Below are 20,664 nucleotides of genomic sequence, written 5' to 3' on the forward strand. Positions count from 1 at the left end.
AATAATGCAGATCGCTGGGGACTGGTCCGGTTGCGGGCCGGTCCCCAGATGCAACAGCAGGAAGGAAACAGAATGCCTGAATTGGACATCGTAGACCTGTCCATGCGTTTTGACTTGCCTAACGGTACTTCAGTGCAGGCGCTCCAGGACGTATCGCTTAGTCTGAAAGAAGGTGAACTGGTCTCGGTTCTTGGCCCATCAGGATGCGGCAAGACAACTTTGCTGAACATTGTTGCGGGCTTTCTTGCGCCGACCTCAGGGCGCATTGAGCTGAATGGGCATTTGGTCAAAGGTCCGGATGCGGAACGCGGAATGGTGTTTCAAAAAGGCGCCCTATTCGAGTGGATGAACGTGCGCGAGAATGTGGATTTTGGGCCACGTATGAAGGGCATGCCCAAAGCTGAACGAGACAAGATCTCGGATCATTTGCTTGAGGTGGTCGGTTTACAGGATTTCAAGGAAAAGGCTGTTTACGAATTGTCTGGGGGTATGCAGCAGCGCGTCGCGCTGGCGCGATGCCTGGCAAACGAGCCCGATGTGATCCTGATGGATGAACCGCTTGGTGCTTTGGACGCGTTGACCCGTGAAAAAATGCAGGGCCTGGTTCTGAAGCTATGGAAAGAAACTGGTAAGACAATCATTCTGATCACCCACTCGGTGGAAGAAGCCCTGTTGCTAGGTGAGCGGCTGATAGTTATGGCCCCGCGCCCTGGACGAATTCACAAGGAATATAATCTGCCATTTGCCGAGCGTGGTGTGAACGCTGATCTTCGTGACGTGAAAAAATCCGAGGGCTTTGCGGAAACGCGCGACGAAATCCTTTCGATGATTTGGGAAATGGAAGAGGAAATCATGGGCCGGACGGAGCAAGCATCATGATGGTACTTCTTTTTTATGTCGGCCTGTTCGGCGGTGCCTTTCTGATCGTACATCTGCTACGCAAGGGTTTGCAAAGCCGTCAGGACTTTACGAGCCTCAAAACTGTGACGTTTGGCGACGAAAGTGCTGTACGCGCAGACCGGGCAGCATCGATTATATCGATCCTTGTGATCTTTGTGATTTGGGCCGCGTTTACCGGTTCAAAACTGCTGCCCATCCATGTCCCTGGCCCCTTTGTCGGGGATTTGCAGTTTACGTACACAGTCGAAGACGCAAACGGCAACACAGATGATGCCACGATCTATGTAAAGGTTCCCCCTTTTGGAGAGGAGGCGGAGAGCTTTGAGGTTGAGCCTGGTGACGGCTTTGCCAAGGATGTTGCCTTTGTCGCGCCCAGCGGTCGTTCCTCGACCATCTTGTTCGACAAAAATGATGAGGTGAAGCGCAAAGATGGCGCGAAGATCATCGCCATCAATGGCACAGCGATTGGTGAGGATGGTTCTGTTAGCGTGGGCGACGGCACAGTATCACTGACCGGAAAAGGCGCGATCAGCTTCACTCCGGCGCAGGGTATGCAGATGAACCCGATCTGGTTGCCGGCACCCGAGACCGTTGTCGCGCGCTTCTTCGAGATCGCCAGCGAAGGCTATCAGAACTTCTCGCTTTGGCAGCATCTTGGTTGGTCGTTGTTGCGGGTTATCGCGGGCTTTGTCGCCGGGGCGCTCATCGGCATTCCGCTCGGATACGCAATGGGATTGTCTGGCTGGTTCCGGGGCTGGTTTGACCCAATCGTAGAGTTCATGCGCCCTGTGCCGCCATTAGCGCTGATCCCATTGGTCATCATCTGGTTTGGCATCTGGGAGACCGGTAAGATCGTCCTGCTGTTCCTAGCGGCGCTTTGGATCATGACTATTGCTGCACGTGCAGGTGTGTCTGGTGTGAACATCTCAAAAATCCACGCGGCATACTCGCTGGGGGCGTCGAAGTGGCAGATCATGCGCCATGTGATTGTGCCCAACTCGTTGCCCGAGATTTTCACCGGCGCACGCGTCGCCATGGGTGTATGCTGGGGTACTGTTGTGGCGGCCGAACTTGTCGCGGCACAGAAAGGGGCTGGTATGATGATCATCGCGGCCTCTAAATTCCAGCTGACGGATATTGTCATCATGGGCATCGTGCTGATCGGCATCATCGGCTATGGCATCGATATCCTGATGCGCAAGGCTGAAAACTGGCTGGTTCCGTGGAAAGGCCGGAGCTGACCTTCATCACCGAAGTCAGCTTTTGCTGAATTCACAACTAAGCTGCCTCCGAATAAATTTGGGGGCAGCTCTTTATTTGAAGCTGGTCTCTTGCCTCGTGCTGGCTGGCAGTAAAGCACTGATTTGTTTCCATATCTAAAGAAAATCCGATGATAGATAGCGTGAGGATCTAGCTGCGCGCTCTCAGGGGAGCAAAATGTTGCAAGCACTTCATGGCGTATTGCGGTATCGGTGTCGGGATTTTGGCGGACGCCGATGCACGGTTTCTGGATGATCTGTTTTCAAGGCTGAAGAGAGGCTTGACCAATTGGTTAACAGGTGAGGTCGCACCAATCATACTTCGCTGGATCATGTTGCTGCTCTGTCGCGTCAGCCGATCGGGTTCTCAGCGTCGCCAGCGTGCCTGCAGGCCACAATCTGTCTCGTCTCTTGTACCTCAAACCTAGCGCCAAGATATTTGTAGAAGAACTAAGTTGATCCGTAGAAAGCTATCTGCTTGGGTAAGACCTGACCGTGTTGCAGCCAAACTGCCAAATTCACTACGTTTGAAGGGGCATAATATTCGCTGAAGGGTGACTTCAAGATGTTTTCCATCACTTCCGGCGTCTGTCCAAAATCAGAGGTCCTGCGCCCAGGGTGGGTTTGCCCCGGCGCGCGATACGGTCACCGCGGCAACTTTTGCCCCAAACTCCAGCGCGTCGCGTAAACTGTTTGACGGCAAGGTGCGCAGGGATGGCTTATCTAATTGATCCGCGTGATTTAGTGCGGCCAGCACGCCCGCATTGAATGTATCTCCGGCACCGACGGTATCGACGACTTTAACCTTCTGAACTGGTACCGAGACCTCAGTTCCATCCGCTAGATAGCCGGATGCACCGTCGCCCCCTTTGGTCACGATCACGACAGCAGGACCTGCTTGTAGCAGCAGTGGGACTTTCTCGGCATGGCTTTCGGGACCGGGGATAATCCAATCAAGATCCTCGTCTGATACCTTAATTATGTCAGTCTTGGCGATCATGTGGTTCAGCCGGGTCCGGTATCGGGTCTGATCCTTGATGAATCCCGGACGAATGTTCGGGTCCAGCATTACCGCACGCTCTGCGCCATGGCGTTCAAGCAAGGCAGCGTAGGCATCGGCGCAGGGTTCGCAGGCCAAGCTGATCCCACCAAAATACAATGCCGAGATGCCCGGTAGTTTATCGGGCATATCTTCTGGCCTCAGCATTCGCCCAGCAGAATTCTCATCAACAAAACTGTAGGTGGCATGCCCGTCTTTCAACTGCACAAAAGCCAGAGTCGTTGGACGATCCGAGCGAACAGCATGTGTGGTTGTGACGTGGCTGATCTGTAGGGCGGCTATTAGTTGTTCCCCGAACATATCCGTCGACAAACCTGTCAATAGCCCCGTCGGGACACCCAAGCGCCCCAACGCGACCGCAGTATTGAAGATGGCTCCGCCGGAGTGAGGAACAAAACCTTTTGCACCCGAAACCGTTGGTTCTGCGATCATGTCGATCAGAGCTTCTCCGCAGCACAGGATCATCCTGCAGTCCTTCGTTGTTCAGAAAAGGCGTGGTTAGTTTAACGTGCGAGCGCATTCTTACAGAAATTGTTAGCGCCAACAATGCCAAATTCATCCTGTTCCGAAACATACAAGTTCATCGCTTTACGCAAATCATCGAAACGTCCGCCAGCGTTGAATGCACGTAGAAAATCCTGGCCGAACAACCAACGGTTCTTTTCAGCCACCCCTCCAACTAGAAACACCCCACCTGTAGGCGTCAAGGCGACGGCAAGGTCTCCCATAAGTGCACCCAGATGTTCAGTAAACATACGAGCGGCTTTTACTGCGCAGGCATCAGAACCATCTTGCGCATCCTGAAGAATGTCTTTTGCCGAACGCATGGCGACATTGAGCTGACCTTCAGTCAACCCAATCGCCTGATAAAGCACCGGCAGCCCGGTGCCGCTTAGAAACATCTCGGCTTCGATGGCCAGCGTATCACTGAAGAAACACTCTGGTACGATCTGACGTGCGGCGTTAAAAACCTCGACCTCATCCAGATGGCGCGGCGATAGACCCATATGGCCCCCCTCGCCAGACACAGTGTGAAAATGACCCTCGGAGTAGAGCAGGGCGCCTACGCCCAATCCTGTCCCCGGCCCGACGACCAAGCGCGTCCCTAGAGGCGGTGATGCCTCACCCTGCAGAACTTCGACATCATTCTGGGTAATTTCGGCAACTGACCAAGCGGCTGCTGTGAAATCGTTTATGACATAGGTGTGGTGCGCGCCTGTAGCTTTGGCCAGAGCGTCCTCGGAGAGATCGAGATTGGCGTTGGTCAGACGAATTGTGCCATTCTTAACGGGTCCTGCACCTGCGGCGACAACCGCGCGCGGCTGGGTGCCAATTTCGTCACATAATTCATGAAGCGCCTCCTGCAGATCGCTGACGGTCCCTGTGGGGTGCTTGCGCAGATCAGTCAGTTCCCCCTCAGTCACGACGCCAAGTCTTGTATTGGTGCCACCGATATCGGCAACAAGGTTCCAATGCGCGTGCAGCCCTCCTTTGGGGCGAACCCATGGCGCAGGCTGGCTGCCAACATTCAGGAGTAGCTGAAGCGCATCGGCTGTGCTGCTACTCTCGCATTCAAAGAAAGCCCCTTGAATCAAGCTGCCCTGTTTCAGAGCGATGTGTATCGCATCCAATCCATAGGTCAGGTCTGAAGCATCATTCGAAGCCAGATTGATGAAAACCGGCAATGGCTTTTTGTGTTCAGGAATTATGTTCAGCACGGTGTCAACATCGACGTCCTGACTTACTGTCACGCTGAGCCAGTCAATCGGTTCTGCGATGGTCGCTAAATCATCTGACCAGTTGTCAGGAAAGTAGTCCTTCAATCGATCCAGCAGAACCTCGGCGTACTTCGCGTGCAGAATTGGTTCGAGCAAGACTGGTTCAAGCTCTGCGCCTAGGTTGGTCAAACCATAGCTGCGCATTTCTTGACGAGCAGCGCCTTGAGCAAGCAGTTGATGGTGCAGACTGCGGGCTTCGATGCGTGGGCTGCCTTGGTTTTTTGTCCTCAGGCACGAGGTTGAGACCTTGAATAGGCGATCGCCCATCCGCGCCACGATTGTTTCAGCGAAATCCGAGAAATATGCGGCTATTTCTCGATTGCACCAGCCGCCAATGTCTTCCAGTGCTGGGGGTAACTCTGAATGATCTAGCACCACACATGGCCGGAGGTTCAGAGACAGAATTTGATCGATCCGCTGTTCGCACTGATCCAACGCATCAGTATCAGGTGTGCGACCATCTGGCAGGATATCAATCCAACTGATTGGGATGCGGTACATATCTAACCCTGTGGCCATTTCAGCAGGGGCATTCGCCCCAAATAGGAAGCCATCGGGAAAGTCTGAACGGGTGTAATTCATTGTCGCAACCTGTTGGAGCCATGTCCTGCGTCATGCCCTCTATCAGGTTATGTTAGCGGTATCTATATTAACGTTGATATGAGCCGTGTTTCCTAAACAGGACATCACAACCTTCGATCTGAAGGCCGTTCCACGAAACCGGATGCGCATTGTAATTGATCAATACCTCATGCGACTGCGTCTCGCGCCGCCTTAGTCCCGGTGGCATTGGGTGGAGCACAAGATTGGTGCCCTGAGCAGCCATCGTAATCACCCGATCCCAAAGCGCCTCATCCGGGAATCCGGCCAGATACCAAAGCCCCGCTTCACCGTGCAGGGCAGGGGTGCCATCGGTGAATGTTAGCAGAGTCTTGGCTTCACCCGACAAACGTTCAACCCAATGTTCCGACTCGCCACCCCCGTCGACGGTGCGGACCACGCTGGGTGGTAGCGTTTCGATCAGGTTAACATGAGTATCAAGATAGTTGAGGCCGGGAGGCCCTTCGCGAGGGATTTGAAAGTCTTCCGTGATTGCTCCGCTACGCGGACCCAGAATGGCCAGATCACAACCCTGTATCAGCCGCTGTTCCAGATCGTCCAGCACAGCTACGCCCGGTGCGAGGATCAGGTTGTAGTGGTTTTCGCCGACCATAGACGGAGAAAGAAAGTCCACTGACAATCCGGCGCGTCGCAATGCGCGGTAGGCTGAGAACACCAACTTGAAATAGTCGAACCCGGCACCCTGAGGCTGCGTGGACCATGCCCAGTCCGACGCATAGTCGAACACGATCGCTACAGGCGCGCGTGCCGGATGAACCTCGCCCAGTGTAGCCAGATCAATGGCAGTTTGGCGCGCCTCAGCCAATCCGGGTGCGTCGTGGCCATTTGGGGTCATCAGGCCGGCATGCATCTGTTCCTGACCGAACGGTGCTTGTCGCCAGCGGAAATAGCTAACAACTTCGGCCCCGTGTGCGACAGCCTCAAGCGACCACAGGCGCACCATGCCGGGCAGGGGGGCTGGGTTGTATGGGGCCCAATTTACCGGACCCGGTTGTTGCTCCATCACCCACCAGCGGCCATGACCCACAGCGCGGTAGAGGTCGTGGTGAAAGGCTTGCATGTCGGGATCGCCCTGCTGCAGAAACGCGGTTTTGTGCGCGTCATCCGCTTCCAGACGATCCGAAAGGAAGCCAATCGGATAGCTGTCCCATGCGGCGATATCGAGATCATTCCCGACATCGAAATGATCAAATTCCAGCACGCGACCCATATAATTGTGCAACAATGGTGCATCCGTCAGCGGGCGCAGCGCGTCGACCTGGGCTTTGTTGAACACCACCACCTGATCCGAACTGAACCTGCGAAACGCCAAGACATGCGCTGGGTTCGGCTCGGTCACGGTTTGGTTCGGCAACTCGATCTGATCGAAGCTATTATACTCCATCGACCAGAACACATTGCCCCATGCTGTGTTCAGTGCCTCGATCGAGCTGTAGCGATCCGCGAGCCAGCGGCGAAACGCCTTCAAAGCGGCGTCGCTGTAGCTGATTGTCGTATCGTGACAGCCATATTCGTTGTCGATCTGCCACGCCGCGATATGCGGGTTACGGCCATAACGCTGACCTATAATCTGCGCGATCCGCGTGCATTCGCTGATATAGCCTGCGTGACTAAAACAATAGTGTCGGCGCGAGCCAAATTTGCGCGGATCGTCATTGGCGTCCATGGCCAGCATGTCGGGATACTTGTCCAGCATCCAACGTGGCGGAGTTGCCGTCGGTGTGCCCAGCACAATCTTTAAGCCCGCAGCGTCCAGGGTTTCAATCGCGCGATCCAACCAGCCAAACTGTAGATCGCCCGGAGTGGGCTCCATCCGGCTCCAAGCAAATTCTCCGATCCTGACCCAGGTCAGGCCGGTCTCGATCATGCGTGCCGCATCTTTGGCCCAATTCTCTTCGGGCCAGTGTTCGGGGTAATAGCAGACGCCAAGTTCTGGCTTCATATGATAACTCTGTGCTCCGCTTGACCTTCGCCAACATTTGCGGCGGCGAGGGTCATGCCGTTTGTTGGTGTTTTTGTCAGTGTGTCGGCTTCAAGCCCTTGTCGGGCGGAGGTGCAAAACAACGTTGTCAGATCGTTGCCACCAAAACTCGGGCACGACGTGTGTTTGGCGTTGAAATGGACTGATTTCAAGAATTGACCGGCTGGCGTATAGGCCGCGACCCGGCTTGCACCCCATTGAGCGATCCAGATATTGCCGGTGCTATCGACAACAGCCCCATCCGGGTTCAAGCCGTCGCTTTGCAGGTCAAGGAACACGGCGGCTTCGCCGATGGGCCAGCCACTCTCCGCATCCAGTTCCCAGCGCATGACCTGTTTGGTCAAAGTATCGCTGTAATAGGCACAGGCGCGGTCAGGCGCGAAGCAGATCGCGTTCGAAATCGTCACATCCCGAACCAACGGTCTTAGCTCACCTTTCCAATACCGGTAAATCGATCCGGCGCCCGTTTCAGCATTCTTGCCCATGGTGCCAATCCAGAACCCGCCCCAAGGATCGGCGCGGCCGTCATTAGATCGAGTCACCGGGTTGTCGGCCTCAATCGGAACAATCAAATCCTTGGCGTGGCTACCCAGCTCAAATCGCCACAGACCTGTCTCTGATGCGATCAGCAGGGTTTCGTTGTCGGCCCAACCAGCGGCGGAGACATGTTCTTCAAATTCCCAGACCCGAGCTTGGTTGCCTTCTCTGGACATCAGGCGATTGCTAAGAATGTCAAACCAGAAAAGCTGTTTTCGCTCCGGATGCCACAATGGTCCTTCACCCAATTCGCAGGGGCGATCATCATAAACGTGGCTCATTTTGTTGACTCGTCATAGGCTGCCACGATCTGCCGGGCGTGGTCTGATACTTCAGCAACAGACATGCCTGGCTTGTAAAGCGCTGAGCCAATCCCGAAGCCATCGGCACTGGCCTTGATCCATTGATCAAAATTCTCTGGGCCCGCGCCACCGACGGCATATACCTGCGTGCCAGGTGGTAGTATGGCCCGCATTGCGGCCAAGCCTGAGGGGCCGGCCATAGACCCGGGGAACAATTTCAACCCGGTTGCCCCAGCTTGTAGGGCGGCGAAAGCTTCGGTCGGGGTGAAAATGCCCGGCCAGCTTTGCAATTCAAGCGCAACAGCACGCTGGATCACTTTTACATCGCAATTCGGCGAGACGATAAGTTTGCCGCCAGCGTCCGCTACCGCATCAACCTGATCAGGGGTAAGCACAGTTCCTGCGCCAATAAGTGCGCGATCACCGATATCCGAGGCGAGGATACGGATGCTTTCCAGAGGAACAGGTGAATTCAGCGGTACTTCGATCCGGTCAATACCCGCTTGCACCAACGCTTTCCCGACAGGCCCCGCCTCATCAGGTGTCAGCCCACGTAGGATGGCGATTATGGGACGGCTCATGCGGTTTGCCTCGTGAGTGTGCGGGCCTGTGCCAGCCCCGCAAGTGTTGTCGCGGTTGCGTCAACGGTTTCGACCAATGCGCCTTGTTGCTGTAGGGCGGTGGCATACGCCTTGGTTAGACTTTCTGATCCGATGACTGCCAATTGCTGACCCAGCCAATAGGGCCGCGATGCGGCAAGCTCTGCACCTATCAGGAAGCCCGAAAGACTGGCGTGCGCGATGTTCTTATTCTGACCATGCAGCAAGTCAGCCGCCCGCAACCCAAAGAGTCGCGCAGCAAGCTGTTCAGGTTTCGATAGTATATCCGCGACTGCGTCAATGAAGCTTGCTTCGTCCCATCCATCATCAATCGAATGCCGAAGAACGGATTGCCCGCACAGCAGGTCAAACATTTCGCCCGTCATGAATGTACGGAAACTGACAACTTCACCAGCACTGATCTGCGCCCATTTCGTATGCGTGCCGGGCAGGCAAATAACACCGTCCCAATTCTGATGCGCGCTGAGGAACCCTGAGATCTGCGTCTCTTCCCCGCGCATCACATCGGGGGGGCTGTTCTGCTTTAGTCCCGGAACAACGAAGGCCCGAATACGCGGATCGGTGTTTGGAACGCGGAAGGGTACGACCGGGATTGGCTCGGACGGCACGGCGGAATAGGGCGCCTCGACCCAGCCCTGCCGCGCACCAACCATTCCGCAGGCGATCACGTCTACTGGCTTCCCAGGCAGCCAGTCTTCGATCAGAGCCAACAGGGCTGCCTGAAAATCTCCCCCAGCCGTGCGCGACATACCATCCTGCGAAGCCGCCTGAGCGATCACTCTTTCTCCCTGCATGGCCCAGGCGCGCAGATGAGATGTACCCCAGTCAACAGCGATCCACTCAACATTCATAGCGTTACCCCGTTACCACAACGCCGCCGTCGACAACCATGCATTGACCCGTCATGGCGTGGCTTGCGCTTGAGGCCAGAAACAGGGTTGGTGCGATCATGTCTTCGGGCGTCAGATGTTCTTTCAGGCATTGGCGATCCAAATGCGCGGCCAGATCTTCGGGCGTTGCCCACATGTCCAGCTGTTTCTGCGTCAGAACCCATCCCGGCGCCAGTGCATTGACCCGGATTTTCTGAGGCCCAAGCTCGCGCGCCAAAGAGCGAGTCATACCGGTGATTGCCGCGTTTGAGCTGGTGTAGATCGGATAGCCTGCGTTCCCCATCATGTAACTGATTGAACTGAAATTGATGATCGACCCGCCGTTGTCTTTCATCTGCCGCGCGGCTTCCTGACAGGCAAAGTAATAAGCTTTTAGGTTCACCTCGATCATCCAGTCCCAGAAATCGGGAGTGGTTTCCTCAAGCGAGTGACGCTTGTCATTGGCTGCATTGTTGACCAGCACTTTCAGCGGGCCGTGGGCCTCGGCAGCTTTGGCCATGGTGGCATGTAACAGCTCGGTATCGGTCATGTCACCCTGCAGGAACAGGGGTGCGCGGCCATGTTTGTCACGCATATCTTCGACGAAAGCACTCGCATCGGAACGACCTATGAAGGCAACATTTGCACCTTGGCCCATGAAGCCATCGGTTAGTGCCGCGCCAACACCCGATCCACCGCCGGTAATGTATACGGATGCACCCCGCAGGTCTTGAAATGTAGCTGGTTGATCCATCAGTGGCTCTCTCTCGTCACAAGGCGCGTGTCTTTGCCCACAAGAAAATCAAGGTCCGCCCCCTGATCGGCTTGCAGCACATGATCGATATAGAGTTTCGCGTACCCGCGCGTGTAATGCGGATCGTCCGGTTGCCACAGGGCGCGACGGGCGTCCAGTTCCTTTTCGTCGACCAGCAGTTCCAGTTCGCCTTTGCTGGCGGACACTCGGATGCGGTCACCAGTTTTGACCAAGGCGAGTGTACCACCGGCCTGCGCCTCAGGGCTCACATGCAGGATCACCGTGCCGAAGGCTGTACCCGACATGCGCGCGTCCGAGATGCGGATCATGTCGCGTACGCCTTCTTTGACCAGCTTCGCCGGGATAGGCATGTTCCCAACCTCCGGCATGCCCGGATAGCCCTTGGGGCCACAGCCTTTGAGCACCAGAATGGTCTCGGGTGTGACAGGCAGTTCGTCGCGGTCGATATTTGCTTTCAGGTCTTCGATGCTCTCGAAAACATATGCTTCTGCCTCGGTTTCCAACAGTGCGTTTGTGGCCGCCGAAGGTTTCACGATCGCCCCGTTGGGCGCAAGATTTCCGCGCAGAACCCGCAGGCCAGCGGCGGGCTTTACCGGATCGCCAAAGGGGCGGATAACATCTGTGTTGAAACACTCCGCCCCTTCATAGTGCGCTGAGATGTCCTTGTTCAGAACGGTCGTTGCCGGGCGCAGGAAAGGTTTGAGTTCGCTCAGAACCACTGGCACGCCGCCCGCATAACAGAAATCCTCCATCAGGTATTTGCCTGAGGGCATGCAGTTGACTAGCAGTGGGATTTCTGACCCGATTTCAAAGTCTTTCAACGTCAGATCGACGCCCACGCGCCCTGCCAGCGCCAGAAGGTGGACCACTGCGTTGGTTGATCCTCCGACAGCGGCATTAGCGAGGATGGCGTTTTCAAACGCCTCCTTTGTTAGGATGTCCGAGGGCTTGAGGTCTTCGTCCACCATCTCGACAATTCGTTTGCCGGTCAGATGCGCCAGTGCCATTCGGCGGGCGTCGACGGCGGGCAGGGCGGCGTTGGTGGGCAGAGACATGCCCATCGCCTCAACCAGCGAGGCCATGGTACTAGCGGTGCCCATGGTCATGCACACACCTGCGCTGCGCGACATGCCGGATTCCGCGTTCATGAAATCCTGCAGGGTCATTTCTCCGGCACGAACGGCCTCGGAGAACTTCCACACATCCGTGCCCGAGCCGATATCCTGACCCCGGTACTTACCGTTCAGCATTGGGCCTGAGCTGACCACGATGGATGGCAAATCGACCGAGGCTGCCCCCATCAGCTGCCCGGGTGTAGTCTTATCACATCCGCCCAGCAGGACAACGCCGTCGATACCATAGGCGCGGATGGATTCCTCAACATCCATCGCCAGCAGATTGCGAAATAGCATGGCGGTGGGCTTCATCTGAGTCTCGCCCAGCGACATTACCGGGAATTCGACAGGGAAGCCGCCCGCCTCCCACACACCCCGTTTGACACCCTCGGCCAGGTCACGCAGACCCGAGTTGCATGGGGTCAACTCCGACCATGTATTACAAATGCCAATGATGGGGCGTCCGTCGAACGCATGGTCCGGAAAGCCCTGGTTTTTCATCCAGGACCGGTGAATGAACCCGTCCTTGTCGAGTTTTCCATACCAATGCTGTGAACGGCGTTTCTTTGTCATTATTGGCGGTACTTTTCTTGATTGGGGTCGGATTTGAGTATTTTCGAAAAGATGAAGATCAGGCCGCGCGGGCAGGTTGGCACCAATCGGGTAGCCAATCGCCATGAGCGGAAAGCAGATCGGTGACGAGGCTGCGAATTTGGCGCAGGTCTAACTCAGCTGCGGTATGCGGGTCCATCATGGCGGCGTGGTAGATATGTTCGGGGTTCTGCTCTGTCAGCGCCCGAACTGTCAGTTCCTGCACGTTGATCTGTGTCCGCATCAGCGCGATCAGCTGGGGCGGGATGTCGGTGACGACAGATGGCTGCACACCGTTGCTGTCCACAAGGCAAGGTGTTTCCACCGCAACGCCCAAAGGCAATTGCGGGATCTGGCCTGTATTGGGCAGATTGCCATAGGCTGTATAGGGTGTGTTGGTGACGATTGCGTTCATTAAATCGGCGGCGAATTCGTGGCTTCGGGTGACCTCGATGTTCCGACCATCGGTCAGTGTCTTGGCTTGGTCCTTCCAATTGGCTACCTGTTCGACACATCGGGTTGGGTATTCGTCCAGCGGAATGCTGAATTGTTCAATCAGATCATTGCGCCCATCCTTGATGAACCATGGAACGTATTCTGCAAAATGCTCGGAACTTTCGGTGCAGAAGTAACCGAGATGATCCATCACTTCGTACCGGACTTTGTTCGGACAACGAGGCATGAGAAGCGGAGGCTTGGGCAGGTGCCCAGCGTGATAGCCCTGTCGCAAAGCAGGATAGATATCGCGGCCCTCATGCTCGAGTTTGAGAAAGAAGGCGACGTGGTTGATGCCTGCGACCTTGTAGCGAATATCTGCCTTGGGCAGATCCAGATCATGAGCCAGTTCCTCAACTGTGTTCTGGACAGAGTGACACAGACCCACATGCTTAAGCGCGGGGAAATGCTCGGCCAAAGCCCAGGTGTTGATGGCCATCGGATTCACATATTGCAGCAGCGTAGCATTGGGGCAGAGTTGCATCATGTCCTGCGCGACACCCCACAGAACGGGCACAGTACGTAGGCCGCGCATGATACCGCCTACACCCAGCGTATCAGCGATGGTTTGGCGCAGGCCGTATTGTTTTGGAATCTCAAAATCTGTCACGGTACACGGCTCGTAACCGCCGACCTGAAAGGCAGTAATCACGAAATCCGCGCCGTCCAGCGCCGCGCGGCGATCCGTGTGGGTCGAGACGGTCGCACCTGTGCCGACTGATCGGATCATAGCCTTGGCCACAGCCTCGCTCTCGGCCAAGCGCACCGGATCAATATCCATCAACGCAAAATGACTGTCGGCGAGGGCAGGGGTGAGCAGGGCGTCGCCCACGATATTCTGCATGAAGATCGTGGAACCCGCACCTACAAAGGTGATCTTGATCATGAGGTAAACCTCTGGTTTGACGTTATTTTACAGCACCGAGGGTCAGGCCCGCGATAAAGTGTTTCTGCATCAGGAAGAACATAGCAACAGGTGGTAGGGCTGCCACAATTGAACCGGCACTCATCAGCTGATAGGCGGCGCGGAATTGGGCGTTGAAGCTGGTGATCCCGGCGGTCACGGGCTGACTTTCGGCGCCTTGGGTCAGGACAACCGCCCAGAAATAATCGTTCCAGATGAAGGTGAAGATCAGCACGCTGAGCGCGGCAATTGCGGGCTTCATTAGCGGTAGCACCACATACCAGAAAATCCGCCATTCGCTGATACCTTCGACCCGCGCGGCCTCGATGAGTTCGAAGGGTAGGGCGCGGATGAAGTTGCGCATGAAGAGTGTGCAGAAGCCGGTCTGGAAGGCGATATGGAACAGAACGAGCCCGGTTTTGGTGTTGTAGAGGCCTAGTTCCAAAGTCAGATCGCGCACGGGAACCATCAAAATCTGGAAGGGGACAAAGTTGCCCGCCACGAACATGAAGAAGATCCAAAGGTTCGATTTGAACTTGTAGATTCCAAGCGCAAATCCGGTCATGCAGCTGAGCGCCACGGCTCCGATCACGGTTGGAACAGTGATCAGGAATGAGTTCAGCAGGTAACGCGGCATGTCCGAGTTGAAGAAAACCTGCCCATAGTTGAAAGCGCCTTCAAAGCTGGACGGCATGCCCCAGTAGTTGGCGTTGGTGAAGTCTGCTGCCGGTTTGACCGAGAAAAGCGCGACGGCCAACAAAGGCCCCAGCCAAAGCAAGAGGGCAATGGGCAGCAAAGCCTGATAGCTGATCTGAGCGGCGCGGGGTTGTTTTTCGATGGGTTTGGGAAACATCTCAGTGCCCCTTTTCTTCGCGATACATCGACCACAGGAAATAGGCGATGAAGCAGAGCATGATGAGGAACAGGATTACCGCGATGGCGGCTCCATATCCCATGCGGAAGCCATATTCGGACAGGGCGACTTCGAACATGTAATAAGCCAGCACACGTGACGATCCAAAAGGCCCCCCCTGTGTCATGATTGAGATCAAGTCAAAGCTGCGCAACGCACCGATAATGGTTACGACAAAAGCGATGAACGTCGCGGGTCGCAGTTGCGGCAGGATGATGTGCCACAGCATCCGCCCACCTTTTGCACCGTCAAGCCGTCCGGCCTCGATTTGCTCGGGGTCAACGGCGTTCAGGCCAGTGAGGTACAGGATCATGCAATAGGCGGTTTGCGGCCAGAGCCCTGCGAAGATGATGCCATAGGTAACGAACCGTTCGTCGCCCAACACATTCAGCGGGCCCATACCGAACAAACCTAGGAATTCGTTCAACAATCCGAATGTCGGGTCGTAGAACCATGTGAAAACAAGACCAACAACAACCTGAGAGATGACGAACGGAAAGAAGAACAAAGACTTATAGAGCCGAATGCCCCAGACCGTCTGATTCAGGAACAGTGCGATGAACAGGCCTGCGGGAATTGCAGCAAGATACAGGACCAACCAGATCAGGTTGTTCTTGAGCGAAATGTAAAATGCGTCCCGGTCGACCCATTCCCAATACAGATCTTCGTAGTTGCGCATGCCTACATATTCGGCGGCTCCCAGCCCATCCCACTCGTAAAGAGACAGATTGAAGGACTGAAACACCGGGATGATCACATAGACCATGAAGAACAGCAGGCCCGGAGCCAGAAACAGCCAAGGCGCGATGCGCTGCTGGTTTCTGTGGAACCAGCTTTCCTGTTCTGGGGTGTCAACTACAGCGGTCATGGAACATCTCTGGTTAGGGGGTGAAGGCGGGCTGAAGCCCGCCCTACGATTTTGAATGGATCAAGGCCGAACTGAGTTCGGCCCTAATTACACTTAGTTGTCGTAGATGCGCTCACGCGCGCGTTCCAGCTTGGCCAGAATCTTGTCCGCGTTGTCGGGCTTGACCATGAATTCCTGGAAACCTTCCATCGAGACCTTGGCCATTTCTGCTGGTGCGTCACGGTCCCAGAACTGGGCAACACCGCCAGGGCTGTTCGACGACAGCATCGTGAAACCTTGCTGCAGGAACTTGTCGTCATCTACCGCAGATTGCGCGTTCACAGGCAATTGGCCGAGGTTTGCACCGTTGTTGATTTCGGTCTGCTCGTCCGCGGAAACCGCAAAACGCAGGAACTCACGCGCGGCTTCCTTGTTTGAGGCATTGGCCGGAATGTGGAACGTGTCCGTCGGCGCATCTTCGGCCAGTTCGACATCCGGGTTGATGGCAACGAACTGGTAGAAATCCAGCTGATCGTCCGTCAGACCCGCCTCACGCAGGGGCGCCACGGCGAAGTTGCCCATCAGATAGGCCGCCGCCTCGCCGTTGACCATGAAGGGCAGGGCTTCCTGCCAGCTATAAGTCTGGTGATTGTCGATGAACGCGCCCATGTCGATCAGCTGTTTCCAGTTGGCGAAGGTCTGCTTGACCCGGTCGTCTTCCCAGCTGATTTCACCATTTGCGAGCTGGTTGTGGAAATCGAACCCGTTGGTGCGCATATTCAAGTAGTCAAACCAGCCACCGGCGGTCCACAAGAACTTGGTTCCGATGGTGTAGCAGGCGCGGCCTGAATCAACTATCTTCTGGCAATTGGCCAACTCTTCTTCCCAAGTGGTTGGCTCGGTCAAGCCAAGTTCATCAAAGATGTCTTTGCGATAGTAAACCCCCCACTGATAGTATGTGTACGGGACACCCCATTGCTTTCCATCAATGGTCATCGCGCCTTTGGTGGATGCCAGATTGTCGGCGATTTCAGGCTCGGCCCACAGATCCGAGACGTCCTCGAACAGGCCCGCCTCGACATATGGTTTCATCCGGTTGGCAGCGTACCATGTGGCAACGTCAGGCGTGTCTGCCGTCAGGAAGTTGCGGATCTGGGTCTTGTAAGCCTCACGGTCGATCACGGTGGTCTCGATTTCCAGACCAGGATGTTCAGCCGCGAATCGCTCGATCATCGCTTCCATCGTCGCGCGCGGCGCCGGGTTGGATGTATCGAGGAAGATTCGCAGTTCGCCGGTCAGCTCAGCTGCGGCAGGCGCAGCAAGTGCCACACTGGCAGCCAAAGCAGCTGCTGTGCGCTTGAACATGGAATGCATAGTTTCCTCCCTTAAGCTTCCATATTGGTTCCAAATATTGAAACCTTGTTTTATATATTGAAAACTACACATCGACTCGGCTAGTCTTGTCAAGACCCTCGTGCCCATAGCCGAGGGAAAGTGGAGGAGAACAGGCACCCGTGGCAGGTGACGGAACAATAGGAAAAGCGTGTGACGTACTGGAGCAAGTTGCGGCGTTCGAGCGCCCAGTGCGCTTCGGTGAGCTGTTAGAAAGCAGCGAATTCCCCAAGGCGACGCTGTATCGCTTTCTGCAATCGCTGACCAATCAGGGCATGCTGCATTACGAACCGGAACGGCAAACATATTCTCCGGGGATGCGGTTGGTGCGGTTGGCTCATTCGGCATGGACCCAAAGCTCGCTTGCGCCCATTGCGCGGCCTTTCTTGGACGCCCTCAGCGCCGAGACAGGGGAAACGGTGCACCTGGCGCAGCTTGATTCCGGTCAGGTGCTTTACGTGGATAAACGCAATGCTCAGCGACCGATCGAAATGTATTCCGAGGCAGGCAAGGTCGGCCCGGCTTATTGTACCGGCGTCGGTAAGGCGATGATGGCTTATCTGGACGAGACTCAGTTGGAGAAGACGATCTCGCAACAAAGCTTTCACCGGTTCACCGACAAGACACTGGCCTCGGAAATGGCATTGCGAGCTGATCTCGAACTGATTCGCAGCCGGGGTTACGCAGTTGATGATGAAGAGCATGAGCCCGGCATCATCTGTATTGCCTGCCCGATTCTGACAACCGGGGGCCGCATGTTGGGGGCCCTATCGGTGACGGGATCGACCGGGAGGATGGATTTCGAACAATTACAATCTTGGGTGCCGCGTGTCCGGCGTGTCGCTGAACAGATCGGCACAGAAGCACAGGCGTGGCGGTTCCCCGAGGGCCAAAAGAATAGGATGCAAGCAACATGACAGGTGTAACCCTGAAAGGCGCGATTAAACGGTATGGCCAGACTCAGGTCATTCACGGGATTGATCTGCAGATTGAAGATGGTGAGTTTTGCGTGTTCGTGGGCCCTTCGGGCTGCGGCAAGTCTACGTTGTTGCGGATGATCGCGGGGCTTGAGGAAACCTCGGATGGTGAAATCCATATCGGCGCACGTGAAGTCACGCACGTCGACCCGGCCAAGCGGGGGGTGGCGATGGTTTTCCAGACCTATGCGCTCTATCCGCATATGACTGTGGCCGAGAATATGGGCTTTGGCCTGCGGATGAACGGTGTCGCCAAAACCGAGATTGACCAGAAGGTTCAGGAAGCGTCGAATATCCTGAAACTCGATCAATATCTAAAACGCAAACCCAAAGCGTTGTCCGGCGGTCAGCGTCAGCGGGTTGCGATTGGGCGCGCCATTGTGCGCGGCCCCGAGGTGTTCCTGTTCGACGAGCCGCTTTCGAACCTTGACGCAGAGCTACGCGTGGAGATGCGGGTCGAGATTGCACGACTTCATCAGGAAATCGGCGCAACGATGATTTATGTTACGCATGATCAGGTCGAGGCGATGACCATGGCCGATAAGATCGTTGTATTGCGCGACGGCCGGATCGAGCAGGTGGGTGCCCCTATGGACCTGTATCGTGACCCCGATAACAGATTCGTGGCGGGTTTCATTGGCTCTCCGGCCATGAACTTCTTAGAGTGCGATGTCGTGGATGGCACGGTGCAGCACCCTGCGCTGACTGATGCGATCCCGGTTACTGAAAGTGTGCCGAGTGGAGCTACTAAAGTTACACTGGGCATTCGCCCCGAACATATTCAGGTGGATCGAAACGGTGACACCTGCACGGTCGATCTGACCGAAGCGCTGGGTGGTGTATCCTATTCCTATCTGCTTACGCCCAATGGCGATAAGCTGATTGTGGAAGAGCGGGACGACCAGCGCAGTACGACCGGTGACCGTATCGGGCTTTCGATCCGGCCCGAACGCGCGATGCTGTTCGATCCCGAGTCGGGTCAGCGGCTGCGATAGGGCTTGCCAGACCGAAGCTGTTTTGCATGACTGCGCATTAATCATCGGCTTTCAGGAGGCCATATGCGCAGTTCCAAAACCATCCATGTGATCTCAGCCCATGCCGAAGGCGAGGTGGGCGATGTAATCGTTGGAGGTGTTACCCCACCTCCCGGGGAAACGGTTTGGGATCAGAGAACCCATATCGCCGAAGATCAGACCCTAAGGGATTTCATGCTGAATGAACCCCGCGGCGGTGTCTTTCGCCATGTGAACCTGCTGGTTCCACCAAAAAACCCCGAGGCCGCTGCCGCTTTCATCATCATGGAGCCGGAAGACACGCCGCCGATGTCCGGTTCGAATTCCATCTGCGTTTCTACGGTTTTGCTGGATAGCGGCATCCTTCCAATGCATGAACCAGAAACTCGTTTGACGTTAGAAGCTCCCGGAGGGCTGGTCCGCGTCCGCGCCGAATGCCGCAATGGCAAGGCCGAACGCATCTATGTGCAGAACGTGCCAAGTTTCGTCGACAAGCTGGATGCCCGGATCGAGGTTGAGGGCATCGGAACGCTGCGCGCAGATACCGCGTTTGGTGGCGACAGTTTTGTAATTGTCGATGCAGCTGAACTGGGTTTTGACCTGACGCCTGATGAAGGCGCTGATCTTGCCAGAACCGGCGCGCGTATCACCGATGCCGCCAATGAGCAGCTTGGCTTCAATCATCCCACCAAAGACTGGAATCACATTTCATTCTGCCAGATCGCAGGCCCGCTGGATCGGCAGGGTGATATCCTCACCGGTCGCAATACTGTCGCCATCAAACCCGGCAAGCTGGATCGTTCACCCTGCGGCACCGGAGCTTCGGCCCGAATGGCTGTTTTGCTTGCCAAAGGGCAGATGTCGATGAATGACCGCTATCACGCGCGCTCGGTTATCGACAGCGAGTTTCGCTGCCGCATCGTGGATCAGCTCGATCTGAATGGGCGCGTGGCGATCACCCCGGAAATCTCAGGGCGGAGTTGGATTACGGGCACGCACCAGCACATGCTGGACCCGGAAGACCCTTGGCCCGGTGGCTACCGCTTGAGTGATACTTGGGGTGCATAAGTCGGGGCCAAAATTGACCCCGTACTTTGGTTGATCTTCAGCTATCGAGGTTGAACATCAGTCTTGCAGTCACTGGTACGGTACGGGTGATGCTGGGAAGTTGCGCCAGCTCCATTAGCTTGTCGACACCTGCTGAGACGCCCGCATCCTCGGTGCTGATGAAGACCATATCGTTGGTTGACACCATGACAGTGTCTTCGGCCACGCGCAAAATGAACATATCGGTGTAGAACTCAACCTCGGTCCCGGCCAGAGCCAGTTTGGCATCCACTTCAACCGTGTTGCTGGAACCCACATCCAACTTGGACACCACATCCAAATCAATCTCTGCGGTCAGCGTGGCTGTTGCCACCTTGCGGAACACATGTTCGATCATCCGCTCGTTGCGGATATCGATATTCGTTTCGACCGAGGACAAGTCGATATCAATCTCAACTTTGCCATCCTCGCTGACATGGCCCGATATATTGGTGAAGGAATTGACCTCGCCCACATCGTCGATCTTAACCGTGCCATAGGCCAGATGAGAGGCGCTGGGATTTAGTGTCCAATCAGCGGCCAGCGCGGGACCTGCAACAAAAGCCGACGCAATCGTGATTGTTTTGAACAGAAGTTTCATTTCATTCCTCCAGAGTCTATGACAGTTC

The 20,664-nt window shown here is 55.7% G+C and carries 18 protein-coding genes; 5 read left to right on the forward strand and 13 right to left on the reverse strand.

All coding sequences use genetic code 11. From position 1 onward, the window contains the following. The first annotated feature begins 72 nt into the window (after positions 1–72). Both ACR0DU_RS09495 and ACR0DU_RS09500 read left to right on the forward strand, forming a co-directional pair. Positions 73–879, forward strand: a complete 807-nt coding sequence (locus tag ACR0DU_RS09495) for a taurine ABC transporter ATP-binding protein (protein ID WP_010441534.1) — start codon at positions 73–75, stop codon at positions 877–879. Further along, the gene (locus ACR0DU_RS09500) at positions 876–2,141 is read left to right on the forward strand and encodes an ABC transporter permease (RefSeq protein ID WP_480873968.1); all 1,266 of its coding nucleotides are present in this window, start codon (positions 876–878) and stop codon (positions 2,139–2,141) included. Before ACR0DU_RS09495 ends, ACR0DU_RS09500 begins: the two co-directional genes overlap by 4 nt. 616 nt (positions 2,142–2,757) lie before the next feature. On the opposite strand, the gene ACR0DU_RS09505 is transcribed toward ACR0DU_RS09500, so the two are convergent. The 12 genes from ACR0DU_RS09505 to ACR0DU_RS09560 all read right to left on the reverse strand — a co-directional run bounded on the left by ACR0DU_RS09505 (position 2,758) and on the right by ACR0DU_RS09560 (position 16,941). Beyond that, a complete protein-coding gene (locus tag ACR0DU_RS09505; RefSeq protein ID WP_480873971.1) occupies positions 2,758–3,684 on the reverse strand; it encodes a carbohydrate kinase family protein in 927 nt (308 codons plus the stop codon). Positions 3,685–3,722: 38 nt separating this feature from the next. Continuing rightward, positions 3,723–5,579 carry a family 1 glycosylhydrolase gene (locus ACR0DU_RS09510; RefSeq protein WP_480873973.1) on the reverse strand — a complete coding sequence of 619 codons (1,857 nt, stop codon included), beginning with the start codon at positions 5,577–5,579 and terminating at the stop codon, positions 3,723–3,725. A 67-nt stretch (positions 5,580–5,646) separates the two neighbouring features. Further along, positions 5,647–7,560: a beta-galactosidase gene (locus ACR0DU_RS09515; protein ID WP_480873975.1), complete on the reverse strand. Its 1,914-nt coding sequence runs from the start codon at positions 7,558–7,560 to the stop codon at positions 5,647–5,649. Then, positions 7,557–8,417 carry an SMP-30/gluconolactonase/LRE family protein gene (locus ACR0DU_RS09520; protein WP_480873978.1) on the reverse strand — a complete coding sequence of 287 codons (861 nt, stop codon included), beginning with the start codon at positions 8,415–8,417 and terminating at the stop codon, positions 7,557–7,559. Before ACR0DU_RS09520 ends, ACR0DU_RS09515 begins: the two co-directional genes overlap by 4 nt. Beyond that, the gene (locus tag ACR0DU_RS09525; RefSeq protein ID WP_480873981.1) at positions 8,414–9,019 is read right to left on the reverse strand and encodes a 2-dehydro-3-deoxy-6-phosphogalactonate aldolase; all 606 of its coding nucleotides are present in this window, start codon (positions 9,017–9,019) and stop codon (positions 8,414–8,416) included. Before ACR0DU_RS09525 ends, ACR0DU_RS09520 begins: the two co-directional genes overlap by 4 nt. Beyond that, complete coding sequence (locus ACR0DU_RS09530) at positions 9,016–9,909, reverse strand: 2-dehydro-3-deoxygalactonokinase (RefSeq protein WP_010441526.1); 894 nt, start codon at positions 9,907–9,909, stop codon at positions 9,016–9,018. Before ACR0DU_RS09530 ends, ACR0DU_RS09525 begins: the two co-directional genes overlap by 4 nt. Before the next feature lie 4 nt (positions 9,910–9,913). Continuing rightward, entirely contained in the window at positions 9,914–10,681 is a 768-nt protein-coding gene (locus ACR0DU_RS09535) for an SDR family NAD(P)-dependent oxidoreductase (protein ID WP_480873983.1), read from the reverse strand. Next, on the reverse strand, positions 10,681–12,390 hold the full coding sequence (locus ACR0DU_RS09540; RefSeq protein ID WP_480873986.1) for an IlvD/Edd family dehydratase: 1,710 nt from the start codon (positions 12,388–12,390) through the stop codon (positions 10,681–10,683). The genes ACR0DU_RS09535 and ACR0DU_RS09540 overlap by 1 nt, the downstream gene beginning before the upstream one ends. 58 nt (positions 12,391–12,448) lie before the next feature. Continuing rightward, positions 12,449–13,789, reverse strand: a complete 1,341-nt coding sequence (gene melA, locus ACR0DU_RS09545) for an alpha-galactosidase (protein ID WP_480873989.1) — start codon at positions 13,787–13,789, stop codon at positions 12,449–12,451. Positions 13,790–13,811: 22 nt separating this feature from the next. After that, a complete protein-coding gene (locus tag ACR0DU_RS09550) occupies positions 13,812–14,660 on the reverse strand; it encodes a carbohydrate ABC transporter permease (protein ID WP_010441522.1) in 849 nt (282 codons plus the stop codon). 1 nt (position 14,661) lies between these two features. Then, the gene (locus ACR0DU_RS09555) at positions 14,662–15,588 is read right to left on the reverse strand and encodes a carbohydrate ABC transporter permease (protein ID WP_010441521.1); all 927 of its coding nucleotides are present in this window, start codon (positions 15,586–15,588) and stop codon (positions 14,662–14,664) included. A 93-nt stretch (positions 15,589–15,681) separates the two neighbouring features. After that, positions 15,682–16,941 carry an ABC transporter substrate-binding protein gene (locus tag ACR0DU_RS09560; RefSeq protein WP_170774315.1) on the reverse strand — a complete coding sequence of 420 codons (1,260 nt, stop codon included), beginning with the start codon at positions 16,939–16,941 and terminating at the stop codon, positions 15,682–15,684. A gap of 140 nt (positions 16,942–17,081) precedes the next feature. Between ACR0DU_RS09560 and ACR0DU_RS09565 the strand changes: the two genes are divergently transcribed. The 3 genes from ACR0DU_RS09565 (at position 17,082) to ACR0DU_RS09575 (ending at position 20,017) form a co-directional block, all read left to right on the forward strand. Further along, entirely contained in the window at positions 17,082–17,876 is a 795-nt protein-coding gene (locus ACR0DU_RS09565; RefSeq protein ID WP_480873992.1) for an IclR family transcriptional regulator, read from the forward strand. Continuing rightward, positions 17,873–18,931: an ABC transporter ATP-binding protein gene (locus ACR0DU_RS09570; protein WP_480873995.1), complete on the forward strand. Its 1,059-nt coding sequence runs from the start codon at positions 17,873–17,875 to the stop codon at positions 18,929–18,931. Before ACR0DU_RS09565 ends, ACR0DU_RS09570 begins: the two co-directional genes overlap by 4 nt. 63 nt (positions 18,932–18,994) lie before the next feature. Next, positions 18,995–20,017 (forward strand): trans-3-hydroxy-L-proline dehydratase, encoded by a 1,023-nt coding sequence (locus tag ACR0DU_RS09575; protein ID WP_480873998.1) that lies wholly within the window; start codon positions 18,995–18,997, stop codon positions 20,015–20,017. Between the two features lie 37 nt (positions 20,018–20,054). Here the strand turns inward: ACR0DU_RS09575 and ACR0DU_RS09580 are convergent, their stop codons facing one another. Then, positions 20,055–20,636, reverse strand: coding sequence for a YceI family protein (locus ACR0DU_RS09580; protein ID WP_480874000.1), 582 nt, complete (start codon positions 20,634–20,636; stop codon positions 20,055–20,057). Positions 20,637–20,664: the final 28 nt, after the last annotated feature.

This window comes from Ruegeria sp. G2 (assembly GCF_056533505.1).

What these genes read in the sequence shown, in the direction of transcription:
- ACR0DU_RS09495 (WP_010441534.1), top strand. Translation starts at nt 73, where the DNA reads ATGCCTGAATTGGACATCGTAGACCTGTCCATGCGTTTTGACTTGCCT.
- ACR0DU_RS09500 (WP_480873968.1), top strand. Translation starts at nt 876, where the DNA reads ATGATGGTACTTCTTTTTTATGTCGGCCTGTTCGGCGGTGCCTTTCTG.
- ACR0DU_RS09505 (WP_480873971.1), bottom strand. Translation starts at nt 3,684, where the DNA reads ATGATCCTGTGCTGCGGAGAAGCTCTGATCGACATGATCGCAGAACCA.
- ACR0DU_RS09510 (WP_480873973.1), bottom strand. Translation starts at nt 5,579, where the DNA reads ATGAATTACACCCGTTCAGACTTTCCCGATGGCTTCCTATTTGGGGCG.
- ACR0DU_RS09515 (WP_480873975.1), bottom strand. Translation starts at nt 7,560, where the DNA reads ATGAAGCCAGAACTTGGCGTCTGCTATTACCCCGAACACTGGCCCGAA.
- ACR0DU_RS09520 (WP_480873978.1), bottom strand. Translation starts at nt 8,417, where the DNA reads ATGAGCCACGTTTATGATGATCGCCCCTGCGAATTGGGTGAAGGACCA.
- ACR0DU_RS09525 (WP_480873981.1), bottom strand. Translation starts at nt 9,019, where the DNA reads ATGAGCCGTCCCATAATCGCCATCCTACGTGGGCTGACACCTGATGAG.
- ACR0DU_RS09530 (WP_010441526.1), bottom strand. Translation starts at nt 9,909, where the DNA reads ATGAATGTTGAGTGGATCGCTGTTGACTGGGGTACATCTCATCTGCGC.
- ACR0DU_RS09535 (WP_480873983.1), bottom strand. Translation starts at nt 10,681, where the DNA reads ATGGATCAACCAGCTACATTTCAAGACCTGCGGGGTGCATCCGTATAC.
- ACR0DU_RS09540 (WP_480873986.1), bottom strand. Translation starts at nt 12,390, where the DNA reads ATGACAAAGAAACGCCGTTCACAGCATTGGTATGGAAAACTCGACAAG.
- melA (WP_480873989.1), bottom strand. Translation starts at nt 13,789, where the DNA reads ATGATCAAGATCACCTTTGTAGGTGCGGGTTCCACGATCTTCATGCAG.
- ACR0DU_RS09550 (WP_010441522.1), bottom strand. Translation starts at nt 14,660, where the DNA reads ATGTTTCCCAAACCCATCGAAAAACAACCCCGCGCCGCTCAGATCAGC.
- ACR0DU_RS09555 (WP_010441521.1), bottom strand. Translation starts at nt 15,588, where the DNA reads ATGACCGCTGTAGTTGACACCCCAGAACAGGAAAGCTGGTTCCACAGA.
- ACR0DU_RS09560 (WP_170774315.1), bottom strand. Translation starts at nt 16,941, where the DNA reads ATGCATTCCATGTTCAAGCGCACAGCAGCTGCTTTGGCTGCCAGTGTG.
- ACR0DU_RS09570 (WP_480873995.1), top strand. Translation starts at nt 17,873, where the DNA reads ATGACAGGTGTAACCCTGAAAGGCGCGATTAAACGGTATGGCCAGACT.
- ACR0DU_RS09575 (WP_480873998.1), top strand. Translation starts at nt 18,995, where the DNA reads ATGCGCAGTTCCAAAACCATCCATGTGATCTCAGCCCATGCCGAAGGC.
- ACR0DU_RS09580 (WP_480874000.1), bottom strand. Translation starts at nt 20,636, where the DNA reads ATGAAACTTCTGTTCAAAACAATCACGATTGCGTCGGCTTTTGTTGCA.